Source organism: Pseudomonas sp. NFX224 (genome assembly GCF_048565165.1).
In the GTDB taxonomy this organism is placed as follows: domain Bacteria; phylum Pseudomonadota; class Gammaproteobacteria; order Pseudomonadales; family Pseudomonadaceae; genus Aquipseudomonas.
The window spans coordinates 2,752,303-2,768,697 of record NZ_CP183416.1; the positions used below are offsets into that span (position 1 = coordinate 2,752,303).

A 16,395-nucleotide genomic window follows, 5' to 3' on the forward strand; every position below is an offset into this window, starting at 1 on the left:
GGATCAGCGCACCAGATGCAAGAACTGCATGTGCCGTTCGTACTGATCGAGGATGTCGTTGATGATCTGCTCCTTGGTGTAGCCCACCAGATCGTAGTTCTGGCTGCCCTCGCTCAAATGCACTTCGGCGCGGTAGTAACGACGGTTGTTGAGCTCCTTGGAGCCCATGCCGCCCCGGGCAAACGACGGGGTAAAGTAGCCACGCATTTGCACCTGGTAGATAAACGGGTGCTCATCGCCGTGACCGATTTCCAGGCTGACGCTGTCGTTGACCGGTTCCGGATGGGTAATGACGCTCAGCCCCTTCTCGATGAACACCGCCGAGACCTCTTCGATCGCCGGACGCACCGTCGTATCGAGGAAGCGATACACCTCGTCCCGCGACGGGAAATGCACCGCCTGACTCAAGCGCTGACGCCAGCCACCGCGCCGTGAGCCGGACACCGGTGCCAACGAATGCAGTTGCGCAATCTGCTTTTGCGACTCCAGATAAAACGCCTTGTGCAAGCCCCACATCATCAACAGCAAAATCAACGAGAACGGCAGCGATGTCAGGACCACCGCCGACTTCAACGCATCGATGCTGCCGGAGAACAGCAACGCACTGGTCACCAGCGCGGTCATCGCACCCCAGAACACCCGCAGCCATTTCGGCCCGTCTTCATCCGGGTTGCCACCCTTGGCGGACAGGGTCGACAAGACTACGGTGCCGGAGTCAGCGGAGGTGACGAAGAACACAAAGCTGATGAACACCGTGACCGCGATGACGGCTTTGCTCCACGGGTAAGTTTCCAGCAGCAGGTACAAGGTCATCGACGGGTTGTCGATGGCCGACATACCCAGCGCGCTCATCCCGTGATTGAGCACCTGGTCGATAGCGCTGTTGCCGAAGATCGACATCCACGCGAGGGTAAAACCCAGGGGAATCAACAGCACGCCGAAGACGAATTCGCGAATGGTCCGGCCACGGGAAATCCGCGCGATGAACAGCCCCACGAACGGCGACCATGCGATCCACCAGGCCCAATAGAACACTGTCCAGCCGCCCAGCCAGTCGCTCGGCTTGTCGTAGGCGTAAAGGTCAAAACTCTTCATCGGCAGAGCGCCGAGGTAATCGCCGAGATTCTGGATCAGGGTATTGAGCAGATGCTGCGTCGGTCCTGCAAACAACACAAACAGCAGCAGCGCGCACGCCAGCAGCATGTTGATGTCGGACATCACCCGCACGCCCTTGTCGACGCCGGATACCGCGACGATGATCGCCGCGCCCATCATCAGCGTGATCAGGCCGACCTGAATCCATTGGGTGTGGGCAATGCCGAACAGGTAATCCAGGCCCGAGTTGAGGTGCAGCACGCCAAAGCCCATGTCGGCACCGAGGCCGAACACCGTGGCAATGATGCCGAAGCCATCCACGGCGTAACCGATGGGGCCGTTGATGCGCTTGCCGATCAGCGGATACAGCGCCGAGCGCAGGGCCAGCGGCAAGTTGTGTCGATACGCGAAGTAAGCGAGCGCCATGCCGACGAAGGCGAACACGCCCCAGCCATGCAAGCCCCAGTGCAGAAACAGAATCTGCATCGCCTGGCGCGCTGCATCCGCGGTGCCCGCCTCGCCTTGTGGCGGTTGGAGCATGTGGGTCAGCGGTTCCGATACGCAGAAAAAGAACAACGTGATGCTGATCCCGGCGGCGAACAGCATGCCGGCCCACGACAGATAACTGAATTCGGGCTCGTCGTGGTCGGCACCGAGTTTGATCTTGCCGTAGCCCGATAACGCGGTGACCACCACGAAGACCAGATACAGGGTCATCGCCAGCAGGTAGTACCAGCCGACCGTGTTGGCCGCCCAGTTTTGTGCGGCCAGCAACCAGGCACCGGCCTGCTCGGGCATGGCGATGACCACGACACCAAACAACAGAATGAAACTCGCCGCGAAGTAAAACACCGGCGGATTCATGCGGACCAGGCCGCTTGGAGGAAGGGACGATGCACTCATGAACGGTGCACCACGCAGGGGTAAATCGTGGCTGTAGACATCGGACTCAGCAAAGGCAAGCCTCCTGTTGTGAGCGGGCAGCGAACCACCGGTTTAACTTGAATGAACGTTCAAGTTAAACATGGATAGGGGGCTAAGGACTAATCGCAGGGCTGGGCGGTCGTGCGTGTACGCTAGCTCAAGGAGGGAAAATAACGCGGATTTAGCTACTCGATTCGGCTTGAAATCCAATCGCGAGCAGGCTCGCACACAGTGGATCGGGTGGACACAAATGCTGTGAACGCCAGAAAACCCTGTGGAAGCGAGCCTGCTCGCGATGACGGTAGATCAGTCAGCGGAGGAATGCGGCCTTATTTCTGCGCCCCATCATCGAGCTGCAAATTCGCCTGGGTCAGGTTACTGCCCGCCGGTACGCTACGGGTCAGCCAGACATTACCGCCAATGGTCGAGCCCTTGCCAATGGTGATCCGCCCCAGAATCGTCGCGCCGGCGTAAATCACCACGTCATCCTCGACAATCGGATGTCGCGGCTGGCCCTTCTGCAACTGGCCGTCTTCGTCCGCCGGGAAACGCTTGGCGCCCAACGTCACGGCCTGGTATATCCGCACGCGCTCACCGATGATCGCGGTCTCGCCTATGACCACACCGGTCCCGTGATCGATGAAGAAACTGCGACCGATCTGCGCGCCCGGGTGGATGTCGATACCGGTGGCCGAGTGAGCGATTTCCGCACTGATCCGCGCCAGCAACGGCAGCCCGGCGCGATACAAATGATGGGCCAGACGATGGTGAATCACCGCCAGAATCCCCGGGTAGCACAGCAGCACCTCATCGACACTGCGCGCCGCCGGGTCACCGTGGTAGGCCGCCAACACGTCGGTGTCCAGCAGACTGCGCAGGCCCGGCAAGGCAAGGGCAAAATCCTGAATGATCTGGATGGTCTTGGCTTCGACCTCCGTCTCGGCCTCGGCGCCATGGCGCGCGGCATAACGCAATTCGAGTCGCGCCTGCGCCAGCAACGCATTCAGCGCGACATCAAGGGTGTGACCGACGTAGAAATCTTCACTTTCCTCGCGCAGATCCACCGGCCCCAAACGCATCGGGAACAGCGCACCGCACAAGGCTTCGAGAATGTCCGCCATGGCCGCCCGGGACGGCAACTCGCGACCGCCCTGCTCGGTGCTGGCGCGGCCGTTTTGTGCACGCCACTGGTCACGTGCCGTGCGCAGCTGACTGACGATGGTCTGCAATTGCCAATGGCTGGAACGCTCACTCACGGTAAAAACTCCTCACGGGCGGCCGGACGGTCTGGCCGCGTCAACGGCGATTACTTTACGGCAAGGGTCGCGGCGCAAATTAAGAACCAATTGTGCTGTGTTAAGCACCATCAGCTATAAGCGATTGGCGGTTGCCCCGAGAAAAAGGCGTGCCTATAGTCCCGACATCATTCACCGCCCGTACGGACCCATGATCAAACAACAGCTTGCCCGCTTTAACCGCCTCGACCTGCTCGGTCAGCCCACCGCCCTGGAAAAACTCGAACGCCTGTCGACCTGGCTGGGCCGCGATGTGTACGTCAAGCGCGATGACCTGACGCCACTGGCAATGGGCGGCAACAAACTGCGCAAGCTCGAATACCTGGCGGCCGATGCCCTGGCCCAGGGTGCGGACACCTTAATTACCGCTGGCGCGTTGCAATCCAACCATGTACGCCAGACTGCCGCCATTGCCGCCAAGCTGGGCCTTGGCTGCGTAGCATTGCTGGAAAACCCGCTGGGCACCGATGACGTCAATTACGTCGGCAACGGCAATCGGCTGTTGCTGGAGCTGTTCGATACCAAGGTCGAATTGGTGGAAAACCTCGACAACGCCGACGAACAATTGCAGGCATTGGCCGCTCGCCTGCGCAATAACGGCAAGAAACCGTATCTGGTGCCGATCGGTGGCTCCAATGCATTGGGCGCCTTGGGTTACGTACGGGCCGGTCTGGAACTGGCTGAACAGATCAAGGACACCGGCCTGAATTTCGCCGCTGTCGTCCTGGCCTCGGGCAGCGCCGGGACCCACAGCGGTCTGGCATTGGCGTTGAGCGAAGCGTTGCCGGATTTGCCGGTGATCGGCGTGACGGTTTCGCGCAGCGATGAAGATCAGCGGCCGAAGGTACAGGGCCTGGCCGAACGCACTGCCAAGTTGTTGGGTGTGAAGCTGCCGGACAGCTTCAAAGTCGAGTTATGGGACGAGTATTTCGCGCCGCGTTATGGCGAGCCGAATGCCGGGACGCTGGCGGCGGTGAAACTGCTGGCGAGTCAGGAAGGCCTGCTGCTTGACCCGGTTTACACCGGCAAGGCCATGGCGGGGTTGCTGGACGGTATTGGTCGGCAGCGTTTCGATGACGGCCCGATCATCTTCCTTCACACCGGTGGGGCGCCGGCGTTGTTTGCCTATAAGGATTTTCTGTAAAGATCAAAAGATCGCAGCCTGCGCGAGTTTGCCAAAACTTGTAGGAACTGCCGCAGGCTGCGATCTTTTCAAGGCCCATCAGTTATTCGTTTTACGCATATAAAAAATAGAATTTATTATTTTCTAATCTAACAACGCCATCATATAGTCACGCCGCAGGCGAATTTGCAGCGAGACGCATACGCTGCTTTAGGGCAGGATATCGCAGTCGTCCAATTCCCGAATTTGCCAACTTTCTAAAGCGTCTTCCATAAGAAAACACAGGGGCTTGTCATGAATTTCTCCGCACTACGTCGTAATCTGCTGGTGGGATCGCTGGGCCTGGCACTGAGCGCCGGCCTGATCGGCAACGCCGTTGCCGGTGAGCAGCTGCAAAAAATCAAAGACGCTGGCGTGATAAACGTCGGCCTTGAAGGCACCTACCCACCGTTCAGCTTCGTTGACGCCGACGGCAAACTGACCGGCTTCGAAGTCGAATTCTCCGAAGCGCTGGCCAAAGAGCTGGGCGTGAAGGTCAAACTGCAACCGACCAAATGGGACGGCATCCTCGCGGCGCTGGAATCCAAGCGTCTGGACGCGGTGATCAACCAGGTGACCATCTCCGAAGAGCGCAAGAAGAAGTATGACTTCTCCGAGCCGTACACCGTTTCCGGGATCCAGGCGCTGGTGCTGACCAAGAAGGCCGCCGAGCTGAACATCAAGTCCGCTGCCGATCTGGGCGGCAAGAAAGTCGGCGTGGGCCTGGGCACCAACTACGAGCAGTGGGTGAAAGCCAATGTGCCGACCGCTGACGTGCGCACCTACGAAGACGATCCGACCAAGTTCCAGGACCTGCGTGTCGGCCGTATCGACGCCATCCTGATCGACCGCCTGGCCGCTTTGGAATACGCCAAGAAAGCCAAGGACACCACCGCCGCCGGTGAAGCGTTCTCCCGTCAGGAAGCCGGTATTGCCCTGCGCAAAGGCGAACCTGAACTGTTGGCTGCGGTGAACAAGGCGATCGACAAACTGCGCGCCGACGGCACCCTGAAAAAACTCTCGGAAAAATACTTCAACGCTGACGTCACTCAATAATGGAAGAAGCTTTTCAACTCGCGCTGGACTCCGCGCCCTTCCTGCTGAAGGGCGCGTACTACACGGTCATCTTGAGCCTCGGCGGGATGTTCTTCGGCCTCTTGCTGGGCTTCGGCCTGGCACTGATGCGCCTGTCGCGCTTCAAGCTGGTGAGCTGGATCGCCCGCATCTACGTGTCGTTCTTTCGCGGCACGCCGTTGCTGGTGCAACTGTTCGTGATCTATTACGGCTTGCCGCAATTGGGTGTCGAACTTGATCCGCTGCCGGCGGCCCTGATCGGCTTCTCGCTGAACATGGCTGCCTATGCCTGTGAAATCCTGCGCGCCGCGATCGGCTCGATCGAACGCGGTCAGTGGGAAGCCGCTGCCAGTATCGGCATGACCCGCGCGCAGACCCTGCGCCGGGCCATCCTGCCGCAAGCGATGCGCACGGCATTGCCGCCGCTGGGCAACAGCTTCATCTCGCTGGTCAAGGACACTGCGCTGGCAGCCACCATCCAGGTGCCGGAGCTGTTCCGTCAGGCTCAGCTGATCACCGCCCGTACCTTCGAAATTTTCACCATGTATCTTGCCGCCGCGCTGATCTACTGGGTTCTGGCCACGGTGCTTTCGCACCTGCAGAACAAGCTGGAAGAGCGGGTCAATCGGCACGACCAGGAGTCCTGACCCCATGATTGTCGTGGAAAAACTGACAAAGCAGTTCAAGGGTCAAGTCGTGCTCAACGGCATCGATCTGCAAGTGAAGGAAGGTGAGGTCGTGGCGATCATCGGGCCGAGCGGCTCGGGCAAGACCACGTTCCTGCGTTGCCTGAATTTCCTGGAAGAACCCACCAGCGGCCGGATCAAGGTCGGCGAAATCGAGATCGATACCAGTCGTCCGTTGAATCAGCAGCAGGGCTTGGTGCGCAACCTGCGCCAGCACGTGGGCTTCGTGTTCCAGAACTTCAACCTGTTCCCCCATCGCACCGCCCTGGAAAACGTTATCGAAGGCCCGATCATCGTCAAGAAGATCCCGCACGCCGACGCCGTCGCCCTGGGTAAAAAACTGTTGGCCAAGGTTGGCCTGGCGGGCAAGGAAGACGCTTACCCGCGCCGTCTCTCGGGCGGCCAGCAACAACGCGTGGCGATTGCCCGCGCGTTGGCAATGGAACCGGAAGTGATCCTGTTCGACGAACCGACCTCGGCGCTTGACCCAGAGCTTGTGGGCGAAGTGCTGGCGACAATCCGCGGTCTGGCCGAAGAGAATCGCACCATGGTCATCGTGACCCACGAAATGGCTTTCGCTCGTGACGTGGCCAATCGTGTGGTGTTCTTCGACAAGGGTGTGATTGTCGAACAAGGCGAATCGAAGGCACTGTTTGCCAACCCGAAAGAAGAACGCACGAAACAGTTCCTCAGCAAGTTCCTCAACAACTCGCACAATTAAATCACTCTTCGCAAACTTGTTAACTTCCACGGACGGAAGTTAAATTTCTCTGCACCAACCACCATTCACGCACAACAAAAACGCAAGAACAATAGACCCCTTCTTGTCAGCGCGTGCGATACATATTTATATCCCGCAACATACCTGCGCTGATAACACATCATCAGCGGATCTGACACCCGCGCCTGCCCACACTGACCTACAAGCCATAAAAGCCCCGTATTCATGGGTATTTTCGCTACGACGATAGCGTTTATTAACTTCATCGCGTAGGAACTTTCTGAATAACACCTCATTCCCCGACCAACTAATAAACTCTATTGACACTTATTCCAGCGCACTCTTATCTAGTCTCCAACCGGCGTCATTCATCACGCTCACTCATTCTTTAAACCTAAAGTAATGAATTGTTTTGCCGTTCGCATTTCACGTTTTTATTTTTCAGAAACGGACTTCGCTGCAAAACTTCAAGGAGACTCCATGAAAAGCACTTCGAACCCATGCGCACTCGCGGCCCCGACCGTGGCGCAATCCCACAAGACTGGCATCAACATCACCTCGGCTGCGCACCTGCTGATCGACGTGCCGCCCTACCCGGCGATGGACAAAGGCGATCTGATCGAACTGTTCTGGGACAACTGCTACGTTGCCTCCCGGGTGCTGACCCGCGATGAGGTCGGCCGATCCGTTCAGTTGCGGGTCCCGGAGAGCTTCATCACCAATGGCTCCTCGCGCATTCACTACCGGATCATGCAGATCGGCCAAGGGCCGGCGGTATCGGCTGCCAGGCGCGTGCAGATCAAACTCGATTGCCCCGGGGGTCAGCCATCCGCCTTGTGCGGAGACGAAAACCAGGGCCTGGCGCCGGTGGGCATTCCCGAAACGATTCGTCGTCAGGGCCTGAATCAGAACCAGATCAAACGCGGCGTGCCGCTGACCATCGAGCCGTATTTGAACATGGCGGCCGACGACGAAATCACCCTGCGTTGGGGCGATGTGCGTATGGACCTGCCACGGCTCAAGGCGAGTGATGTGGGCCAGCCGATTCAGGTCTGGGTGCCACCGGCGATCATTGTCGAAGCCGGCGAAGACCTGCGTCTGGAAGTGACTTACTGCATCCTCGATCGCGTGGGCAACAACTCGCGATGGGCACCGGCACGTACGCTGAAAATTGGTTGTGCCAATCCTTATCTCAAGGTACCGAAGAAAGAACACCTCCAGGCCGCTGAACCCCGCAAACGCTGAACTGCGGGTAGCCGCTGGCGAAGCCTGCGTTCGGCTGCTACAGGGCTATGAGGCAACTTCTATGTATATTCCTAAAAGTTAGTTCATAAGTTATTTATAAACGCTTAGGGTATATACACCGGACCACCGGACCTTCTTGTTTTCGTTCGTCGCACAGCGGCGTTTCCATAAGATGTGAGGTAGGTATGGTCCGGAACACAATCACCCCAGTGCAGATCGCCAGGGCATTGCGTGCAGCCAAGGAGCGGCACTGATGTCCAGTCTGGCAGATGCAATCGTCCAGAGTGATCTGGACATCGCCCCATTGTTGTTGCCCGCAGTAGTGCTGCGCAACGACGCTCAAGCGATCAAGGCCGCCCATGAGCTGGCGCAAACCGCCCGCCTGCAAGCGGCCAAACGCGACCAGCAGCGCAAGCTGCCGTGGTCGGAAATCGAACAGTTCACCCGCAGTGGCCTGGGCAGCATTGGCATCCCGCGCGAATACGGCGGCCCACAGGTTTCGTTCGTCACCCTGGCCGAAGTGTTCGCGATCATTTCCGCGGCAGACCCGGCCCTCGGGCAGATCCCGCAGAACCAGTTCGGTATCCTGAATCTGGTGCTGGGCAGCGCCACTGAGGCGCAGAAAAAACAGCTGTTCAAAAGCGTGCTCGACGGCTGGCGCATCGGCAATGCCGGGCCGGAACGCGGCACCAAAAACACCCTGGAGCTCAAGGCGCGCATCACCGCCGACGGCGATGGTTTTGTCCTCAGCGGGCAGAAATTTTATTCCACCGGCGCGCTGTTTGCGCACTGGGTCGCAGTCAAGGCGCTCAATGACGACGGCAAGCAAGTGCTGGCCTTCGTGCGTCGCGGCACGCCGGGGTTGCGGATCGTCGATGACTGGTCCGGCTTCGGTCAGCGCACTACCGCCAGCGGCACGATTTTGCTCAACAACGTGCGGGTCGACGCCGAACTGGTGGTGGATAACTGGAAGATCAACGATAAGCCCAATACCCAGGGCGCCGTCTCGCAACTGATTCAGGCTGCCATCGACGCCGGGATCGCCCGGGGCGCCATCGATGATGCCATCGAGTTCGTGAAAACCCGAGCGCGACCATGGATCGACGCCAATGTCGAACGGGCCAGCGATGACCTATACGTGATCGCCGATATCGGCAAACTGAAAATCGAACTGCACGCCGCCGAAGCCCTGCTGCGCAAGGCCGGGCAGGTACTCGATCAGGTCAGCACCGCGCCGCTCACCGCTGAGTCCGCCGCCCGCGCTTCGATTGCCGTGGCCGAAGCCAAAGTGCTGACCACCGAGATTTCGCTGCTGGCCAGCGAAAAGCTCTTCGAACTGGCCGGCAGCCGCGCCACCCTCGCCGAATTCAACCTCGACCGCCACTGGCGCAACGCCCGCGTGCACACCCTGCATGACCCGGTGCGCTGGAAATACCACGCGGTCGGTGCCTATCACCTCAACGGCACCTTACCGGCTCGCCATTCCTGGATTTAACGACCAGACCTCTGGAGAAACACATGACAAGTTCTCACCACGTCGCGGTCTTAACCAGCGATGAGCAAGCCCTGATTGTCGCCAGCGACCTGGCCGAAGATTTCAAGCGCGACAGCGCCCTGCGCGACCGTGAACGTCGACTGCCATACCCGGAGCTGGAAGTGTTTTCCCGCTCTGGCCTATGGGGCATCAGTGTGCCGAAAGAATACGGGGGTGCCGGCGTTTCCAACGTCACGCTGGCCAAGGTCATCGCGCTGATCAGTCAGGCTGACGGTTCGCTCGGACAGATCCCGCAGAACCATTTCTATGCGCTGGAGGTACTGCGCGTGAACGGCCGCGCCGAGCAGAAGAAACGCCTGTACGCCGAAGTGTTGGCTGGTCAGCGTTTCGGCAATGCACTCGCCGAACTCGGCACCAAAACCGCCCACGACCGCGTCACCCGCCTCACACGCGACGGCAACGGCTATCGCATCAACGGTCGCAAGTTCTACGCCACGGGCGCGATTTATGCCCAGCGCATCCCGACTTCGGTGATTGATGAAAACGGCGTGCAGCAATTGGCATTCGTACCGCGCACCAGCAAAGGCCTGACCGTGATCGACGACTGGAGCGGCTTCGGCCAGCGCACCACCGGCAGCGGTTCGGTGGCGTTCGAAGATGTGTATGTCGCCGCCGAAGACGTGATCCCGTTCCAGAGTGCATTCGAGCGCCCTACCCCAGTCGGCCCACTGGCGCAGATTCTCCACGCCGCCATCGACACCGGCATCGCCCGCGCCGCCTATGAAGATGCGTTGCACTTTGTGCGCACCAAGACCCGGCCGTGGATCGACGCGACCCATGAGAGAGCCATTGAAGACCCGTTGACCCTCAAGAGCTTCGGCCACTTGAGCATCCGCCTGCACGCCGCCGAAGCGCTGCTGGAGCGCGCCGGTGAACTCCTCGACAAGGCCCAGTCCGACACCCATGCCGAGACCGTCGCCGCCGCCTCGATTGCCGTCGCCGAGGCTCGCGCAATCAGCACTGAAATCTCCCTCGCGGCCGGCAGCACCCTGTTCGAACTGGCCGGCAGCCAGGCGACCCTGATCGAGCATGGCCTCGATCGCCACTGGCGCAACGCCCGCGTGCACACCTTGCACGACCCGGTGCGCTGGAAGTATCACGCGGTCGGCAATTACTACCTCAACGATGAAAATCCTCCGCTGCGGGGGACTATTTGATGACCGCTGCGAAAAAGAAAATCCTGCTCAACGCGTTCAACATGAACTGCATCGGGCACATCAACCATGGCCTGTGGACGCACCCGCGCGACACGTCGACCCAGTACAAGACCATCGAGTACTGGACCGAACTGGCGCAATTGCTCGAACGCGGCCTGTTCGACGCTGTGTTCATCGCCGACATCGTCGGTGTTTACGACGTCTATCAGAACTCGGTGGACGTACCGCTCAAAGAGTCGATCCAGCTGCCGGTCAACGACCCACTGTTGCTGGTTTCGGCCATGGTAGCGGTGACCAAAAACCTCGGCTTCGGCCTCACCGCCAACCTCACCTACGAGCCGCCGTACCTGTTCGCCCGGCGCATGTCGACGCTGGATCATCTGAGCCGTGGCCGGGTGGGCTGGAACATCGTCACCGGCTACCTCGACAGCGCCGCCAAAGCCATGGGCCTGAGCGAACAAGTCGAGCATGACCGCCGTTACGACCAGGCCGACGAGTACCTGGAAGTGCTCTACAAACTCTGGGAAGGCAGCTGGGAAAACGGCGCGGTGCTGAACGATCCGCAGCAGCGGATCTACGCGCAACCGGAGAAAGTGCACAAGGTCGAGCACAAGGGCGAGTTCTATCAGGTCGCGGGATATCACCTGTGTGAGCCGTCGCCACAACGTACGCCGGTGCTGTTCCAGGCGGGCAGTTCGGATCGCGGCTTGCTGTTCGCCGGACGGCATGCCGAGTGTGTGTTCATCAGCGGCCAGACCAAGGCATCGACCAAGGTGCAGGTGGACAAGGTCCGCGCCAGCGCCGTCGACGCCGGACGCAATCCCGAGGACATCAAGGTGTTCATGGGCCTGAACGTGATCGTCGACGCCACCGAAGAGCTGGCGTGGGCCAAGCACGCCGAGTACCTGAGCTACGCCAGCGCCGAGGCCGGCGTGGCGCATTTCTCCGCGTCCACCGGGATCGATTTTTCCGAGTACGCCATCGACGAACCGATCCAGTACGTGAAGAGCAACGCGATCCAGTCCGCCACTAAAAACCTGCAAAACAACGACTGGACGCGACGCAAATTACTGGAGCAACACGCCCTCGGCGGACGCTACATCACGGTGGTCGGCTCGCCCGCACAAGTGGCCGATGAGCTGGAATCGTGGATCACCGAAACCGGTCTTGACGGCTTCAACCTGACACGGATCGTCACGCCGGAAAGCTATGTGGATTTCATCGATCTGGTGATTCCGGAGCTACAACGGCGCGGGTCGTACAAGACCGCTTATGACGACGGCAGCCTGCGGGAAAAGCTGTTTGGCGAAGGGGCGCATTTGCCTGAGCAACATGCCGGCTCGACGTTTCGCCGCTAAAAGCATCGCTAGCAGGCGAGCTCCCACATTTGGAATGCATGCCCACTGCGGGAGCCAGCCTGCCGGCGATGAGCCCCGACCAAACACCACAAAATTCATGCACCGACTGGAATCTTCATCATGACCAAGAACTACCTCTCTCACCCAGTCAAAGCACTGGCCCTGGCCCTCGGCCTCTTCAGCTCGGTGACCTTCGCCGCCGACGCGCCACTGAAAATCGGCACCACCGCCGCCTTCGCCATTCCGCTGGAAGCGGCGGTCGAAGAAGCCGGCAAACAAGGCCTGAAAGTCGAGCTGGTGGAATTCAGCGACTGGATCGCGCCGAACGTCAGTCTCGCTTCCGGTGACATCGACGTGAACTACTTCCAGCACATCCCGTTCCTGGAAAACGCCAAGGCTGCCGCCGGTTTTGACCTGGTGCCATTCGCGCCGGGGATCATCAACAACGTCGGCCTCTACTCGAAAAAGTACAAAAGCTTCGATGAGCTGCCAGAAGGCGCCAGCGTGGCCATCGCCAACGATCCAATCAACAGCGGACGCGGCTTGCAGTTGCTGGCCAAGGCCGGTTTGATCACGCTCAAGCCAGGCGTCGGCTACAAGGCCACCGAAGAAGACATCATCGCCAACCCGAAGAAAATCAAGATCCTCCAGGTTGAAGCGGTGCAACTGGTGCGCGCCTATGAGGACGCCGATCTGGTCCAGGGCTACCCGGCCTACATTCGTCTGGCGAAGACGTTCGATGCCGGTTCCGCGCTGCTGTTCGACGGTCTCGATCACAAGGAATACGTGATCCAGTTCGTGATCCAGCCAAAGAGCAAAACCGACCCGCGCCTGATCAAATTCGTCGACATCTACCAACATTCGCCGGCCGTTCGTGCAGCGTTGGATAAAGCTCATGGCAAGCTCTATCAAGCCGGTTGGGAGAGCTGAGCATGACCGCCGCCACTCAACTGCGACTGGAGATTCCGGCACCTCAAAACGCCGAACAAACCGAGCTGCGTCCGGAGCTCAATCGTGCCCATGTGCGCTTCGTCGGCCTGGGCAAAACCTACGAAGGTAAACAAGGCCCGGTGGCCGCTTTGCACGGCATCGACCTGGCGATCCAGCGCGGAGAAGTGTTTGGCATCATCGGCCGTAGCGGTGCCGGCAAGTCGTCGCTGATCCGCACCATCAATCGCCTCGAACAACCGTCCTCGGGTCGGGTGCTGATCGATCAGGTGGACATCGGCGAGTTCGACGAGGACCGCCTGGTCGCGCTGCGTCGACGCATCGGCATGATCTTCCAGCACTTCAACCTGATGTCGGCCAAGACTGTTTGGCAGAACGTCGAGTTGCCGCTGAAAGTCGCCGGCGTGCCCAAGGACAAACGCGAGCAGAAAGTCCGCGAGCTGCTGGAACTGGTGGGCCTGCAAGCCAAGCACAAGGCCTATCCGGCGCAGTTGTCCGGTGGCCAGAAACAGCGCGTCGGCATCGCCCGCGCACTGGTGCACGACCCGGCGATCCTGCTCTGCGACGAAGCCACTTCAGCGCTGGACCCGGAGACCACGCAATCAATCCTCGGCCTGCTGCGCGAGATCAATCAGCGCCTGGGTTTGACCATCATTTTGATCACCCACGAAATGGCGGTGATCCGTGAAATCTGCGATCGCGTGGTTGTCCTGGAACATGGACGCATCGTTGAGCAAGGCCCGGTGTGGGAAGTGTTCGGCAACCCGCAACACGAGGTCAGCAAGACCTTGCTCGCGCCGTTGCAGCATGCGCTGCCGCCAGAGCTGCAAAGCCGCTTGCAACCTCAACCGCAGTCCTCTGACGACGCGCTGATATTGCGCCTGCAATTTACGGGTGGGGCTCATGACGAGCCCGATATCGCCGCGCTGTTCACTGCGCTCGGTGGCCGTGTCCGGTTGTTGCAGGGTGGCGTGGAACGCATTCAGGGCCACGCCCTCGGGCAGCTGCTGCTGGCAGTGAGCGGCTCCTCGCTCGGCGCCGAGCAATTGCGTCAGCGCGCCAGCCATTGGGCGCAACAGGTGGAGGTGTTGGGCTATGTGGTTTGATCGCTTGCTACAGGGTTTTATCGATACGTTTCTGATGGTCGGCGTGTCGTCGCTGATCGCACTGTTGGCGGGAATACCGATGGCGGTGATCCTGGTCACCAGCTCAAAGGGCGGCATCTACGAAGCCCCGGCGCTGAACCGCGCACTGGGCGCGTTTGTGAACCTGTTCCGCTCGATTCCGTTCCTGATTCTGATGGTGGCGTTGATTCCGTTCACCCGGCTGATCGTCGGCACCACGTACGGCGTTTGGGCGGCTGTGGTGCCGCTGACCATCGCGGCTACGCCGTTCTTTGCGCGCATTGCCGAAGTCAGTTTGCGCGAAGTCGATCACGGCTTGATCGAGGCGGCGCAAGCCATGGGCTGCCGACGCCAGCACATCGTCTGGCATGTGCTGTTGCCGGAAGCGCTGCCGGGGATTGTTGGCGGATTCACGATTACCTTGGTGACGATGATCAACTCGTCAGCCATGGCCGGGGCGATTGGCGCCGGTGGCTTGGGGGACATTGCTTACCGGTATGGGTATCAGCGCTTTGACAGCCAGATCATGTTGACGGTGATTGTGTTGCTGGTGGCGTTGGTGGCGGTGATTCAGTTGGGTGGGGATCGGTTGGCGCGAGGGCTGAACAAGCGGTGAAGAGCTGAAGGCCACCCTCACCACAGGTCGTCGCGTGCGTCCAGAGGGAAGTTTTCGTACAGGAAAATCAGCTGTTCCGGAGGTCCGTTCCCTTTCTTTTGAAGGACATTTCCTAGATCATTTCGCTCGCTTGCGCCTGCCGAATTCCGTGGCTAGTCTCGGTCCGTCACTGCTCATCAGTGATCGGGTTTAGTCGCCCGGATATCGTCGGGCGCACAGCGTCACCTTTTTTCAGGTGTTTTTTATTGCCTGAATTCTATGGTGGCTGTGCACAGGGCACCCTCGGGTGCGCCGGTATTGCCTGACGGCCGGTCGACTAACCTGTGTGCAGCCGCCCCCCCCTATTCGTTTAGTCGCGAAATCGGTTGGCTCCAACTAATAGTCAGGAGTTCTACCAATGGAAAAGTCCGTACCCGATCCACCGAACGAAAATCCCACCAACGAAACCGTCACCGACGATTTGTTCAGGGATCGCTCCGCGCTCTACCGAGCCATTGATTTCCACCTCACCGGAAAACAACCCTCACCACCCGATGAGCTGCGCTTCTACAACGTCAGCAAGGACGTGAGTTTCGAAGACACCCAGCTCTATGTCGCCGATCTGCTGCGCTGCGCCTCAGTCTCGGCGTATCAGTGTGGCGACCATCTCAAGGGTGCCGACAGCCCCAAACCCGATGGCGTATATTCGGCAAATCCCAATTGCCTGCGCAGCCAACCATGAAACAAACCCCCGACGACCTCCAGCAGATCACCGCCACCACCCTGGGCCATTACAATTCGGTGGCCGAGAGCTTTCGTGAGGGAACACGTGATCACGATGTCAGCCAGAACATCGATGCGTTGCTGCGGCATATTCAGGGCGAGACGCCGTTCGATATTCTCGATTTCGGTTGCGGTCCCGGTCGCGATTTACAGACCTTCACGCGCATGGGCCACAAGGCCGTCGGCCTGGACGGTTCGGAAAATCTTGCGCAGATGGCCCGAGAAGACAGTGGTTGCGAGGTCTGGCAGCAGGACTTCCTGAAGCTCGACCTGCCGGCCGATCGATTCGACGGGATCTTTGCCAACGCAGTGTTGTTTCATGTTCCGCGCCAGGAATTACCGCGGGTGTTGAAGCAGTTGTGGGGGGCTCTTAAACCGGGTGGTGTGCTGTTCAGCTCCAATCCCCGTGGCGAGAATCAGGAAGGCTGGAACGGGCCGCGTTATGGGGCGTATCACGACCTTCAGGCGTGGCAGCAATTGCTGACTGAAGCGGGGTTTGTGGAGCTGGAGCATTATTATCGGCCGGCGGGGCTGCCACGGGAGCAGCAGCCTTGGTTGGCGAGTGTCTGGCGTAAGCCGGCGTAGCCATCGAGGACGCCATCGCCAGCAGGCTGGCTCCCACAGTTGATCGCATGCACCTGTGGGAGCCAGCCTGCTGGCGATGAGCGCGCAG

Annotated in this window: 15 protein-coding genes; 13 read left to right on the forward strand and 2 right to left on the reverse strand. The window is 59.7% G+C overall.

Annotated features, from left to right (window positions below):
• Positions 1-3: 3 nt before the first annotated feature.
• The gene (betT, locus tag ACNYC6_RS12340) at positions 4-1,959 is read right to left on the reverse strand and encodes a choline transporter BetT (RefSeq protein ID WP_419712959.1); all 1,956 of its coding nucleotides are present in this window, start codon (positions 1,957-1,959) and stop codon (positions 4-6) included.
• 389 nt (positions 1,960-2,348) lie between these two features.
• Entirely contained in the window at positions 2,349-3,275 is a 927-nt protein-coding gene (gene epsC, locus ACNYC6_RS12345; RefSeq protein ID WP_338584158.1) for a serine O-acetyltransferase EpsC, read from the reverse strand.
• A 190-nt stretch (positions 3,276-3,465) separates the two neighbouring features.
• On the opposite strand from epsC, the gene ACNYC6_RS12350 reads away from it, so the two are divergent.
• From ACNYC6_RS12350 to ACNYC6_RS12410, 13 genes are all read left to right on the forward strand, one after another.
• A complete protein-coding gene (locus ACNYC6_RS12350) occupies positions 3,466-4,458 on the forward strand; it encodes a D-cysteine desulfhydrase (protein ID WP_419712521.1) in 993 nt (330 codons plus the stop codon).
• Positions 4,459-4,731: 273 nt separating this feature from the next.
• Positions 4,732-5,532: a cystine ABC transporter substrate-binding protein gene (gene tcyJ / locus ACNYC6_RS12355; RefSeq protein ID WP_419712522.1), complete on the forward strand. Its 801-nt coding sequence runs from the start codon at positions 4,732-4,734 to the stop codon at positions 5,530-5,532.
• On the forward strand, positions 5,532-6,197 hold the full coding sequence (tcyL, locus tag ACNYC6_RS12360) for a cystine ABC transporter permease (RefSeq protein WP_419712523.1): 666 nt from the start codon (positions 5,532-5,534) through the stop codon (positions 6,195-6,197). The genes tcyJ and tcyL overlap by 1 nt, the downstream gene beginning before the upstream one ends.
• Positions 6,198-6,201: 4 nt before the next feature.
• Positions 6,202-6,957 (forward strand): L-cystine ABC transporter ATP-binding protein TcyN, encoded by a 756-nt coding sequence (tcyN, locus tag ACNYC6_RS12365; RefSeq protein ID WP_419712524.1) that lies wholly within the window; start codon positions 6,202-6,204, stop codon positions 6,955-6,957.
• 480 nt (positions 6,958-7,437) lie between these two features.
• Complete coding sequence (locus ACNYC6_RS12370) at positions 7,438-8,202, forward strand: hypothetical protein (protein ID WP_419712525.1); 765 nt, start codon at positions 7,438-7,440, stop codon at positions 8,200-8,202.
• Positions 8,203-8,455: 253 nt separating this feature from the next.
• On the forward strand, positions 8,456-9,697 hold the full coding sequence (locus ACNYC6_RS12375) for an SfnB family sulfur acquisition oxidoreductase (protein WP_419712526.1): 1,242 nt from the start codon (positions 8,456-8,458) through the stop codon (positions 9,695-9,697).
• 23 nt (positions 9,698-9,720) lie between these two features.
• Entirely contained in the window at positions 9,721-10,914 is a 1,194-nt protein-coding gene (locus ACNYC6_RS12380; RefSeq protein ID WP_419712527.1) for an SfnB family sulfur acquisition oxidoreductase, read from the forward strand.
• Entirely contained in the window at positions 10,914-12,272 is a 1,359-nt protein-coding gene (locus tag ACNYC6_RS12385) for an LLM class flavin-dependent oxidoreductase (RefSeq protein WP_419712528.1), read from the forward strand. Before ACNYC6_RS12380 ends, ACNYC6_RS12385 begins: the two co-directional genes overlap by 1 nt.
• Positions 12,273-12,392: 120 nt before the next feature.
• The gene (locus ACNYC6_RS12390) at positions 12,393-13,202 is read left to right on the forward strand and encodes a MetQ/NlpA family ABC transporter substrate-binding protein (RefSeq protein ID WP_419712529.1); all 810 of its coding nucleotides are present in this window, start codon (positions 12,393-12,395) and stop codon (positions 13,200-13,202) included.
• A gap of 2 nt (positions 13,203-13,204) precedes the next feature.
• Positions 13,205-14,326, forward strand: coding sequence for a methionine ABC transporter ATP-binding protein (locus ACNYC6_RS12395; RefSeq protein ID WP_419712530.1), 1,122 nt, complete (start codon positions 13,205-13,207; stop codon positions 14,324-14,326).
• Positions 14,316-14,960, forward strand: a complete 645-nt coding sequence (locus ACNYC6_RS12400; RefSeq protein ID WP_338584147.1) for a methionine ABC transporter permease — start codon at positions 14,316-14,318, stop codon at positions 14,958-14,960. The genes ACNYC6_RS12395 and ACNYC6_RS12400 overlap by 11 nt, the downstream gene beginning before the upstream one ends.
• A gap of 397 nt (positions 14,961-15,357) precedes the next feature.
• On the forward strand, positions 15,358-15,681 hold the full coding sequence (locus ACNYC6_RS12405) for a hypothetical protein (protein WP_419712531.1): 324 nt from the start codon (positions 15,358-15,360) through the stop codon (positions 15,679-15,681).
• The gene (locus ACNYC6_RS12410; protein WP_419712532.1) at positions 15,678-16,307 is read left to right on the forward strand and encodes a class I SAM-dependent methyltransferase; all 630 of its coding nucleotides are present in this window, start codon (positions 15,678-15,680) and stop codon (positions 16,305-16,307) included. The genes ACNYC6_RS12405 and ACNYC6_RS12410 overlap by 4 nt, the downstream gene beginning before the upstream one ends.
• Positions 16,308-16,395 lie beyond the last annotated feature (88 nt).

Bases quoted from the DNA above. Each gene is read 5' to 3' on its own strand.
- tcyL (WP_419712523.1), top strand. From the start codon at position 5,532: ATGGAAGAAGCTTTTCAACTCGCGCTGGACTCCGCGCCCTTCCTGCTG.
- tcyJ (WP_419712522.1), top strand. From the start codon at position 4,732: ATGAATTTCTCCGCACTACGTCGTAATCTGCTGGTGGGATCGCTGGGC.
- tcyN (WP_419712524.1), top strand. From the start codon at position 6,202: ATGATTGTCGTGGAAAAACTGACAAAGCAGTTCAAGGGTCAAGTCGTG.
- ACNYC6_RS12390 (WP_419712529.1), top strand. From the start codon at position 12,393: ATGACCAAGAACTACCTCTCTCACCCAGTCAAAGCACTGGCCCTGGCC.
- ACNYC6_RS12405 (WP_419712531.1), top strand. From the start codon at position 15,358: ATGGAAAAGTCCGTACCCGATCCACCGAACGAAAATCCCACCAACGAA.
- ACNYC6_RS12410 (WP_419712532.1), top strand. From the start codon at position 15,678: ATGAAACAAACCCCCGACGACCTCCAGCAGATCACCGCCACCACCCTG.
- ACNYC6_RS12400 (WP_338584147.1), top strand. From the start codon at position 14,316: ATGTGGTTTGATCGCTTGCTACAGGGTTTTATCGATACGTTTCTGATG.
- ACNYC6_RS12380 (WP_419712527.1), top strand. From the start codon at position 9,721: ATGACAAGTTCTCACCACGTCGCGGTCTTAACCAGCGATGAGCAAGCC.
- ACNYC6_RS12375 (WP_419712526.1), top strand. From the start codon at position 8,456: ATGTCCAGTCTGGCAGATGCAATCGTCCAGAGTGATCTGGACATCGCC.
- ACNYC6_RS12370 (WP_419712525.1), top strand. From the start codon at position 7,438: ATGAAAAGCACTTCGAACCCATGCGCACTCGCGGCCCCGACCGTGGCG.
- betT (WP_419712959.1), bottom strand. From the start codon at position 1,959: ATGAATCCGCCGGTGTTTTACTTCGCGGCGAGTTTCATTCTGTTGTTT.
- ACNYC6_RS12350 (WP_419712521.1), top strand. From the start codon at position 3,466: ATGATCAAACAACAGCTTGCCCGCTTTAACCGCCTCGACCTGCTCGGT.
- ACNYC6_RS12385 (WP_419712528.1), top strand. From the start codon at position 10,914: ATGACCGCTGCGAAAAAGAAAATCCTGCTCAACGCGTTCAACATGAAC.
- ACNYC6_RS12395 (WP_419712530.1), top strand. From the start codon at position 13,205: ATGACCGCCGCCACTCAACTGCGACTGGAGATTCCGGCACCTCAAAAC.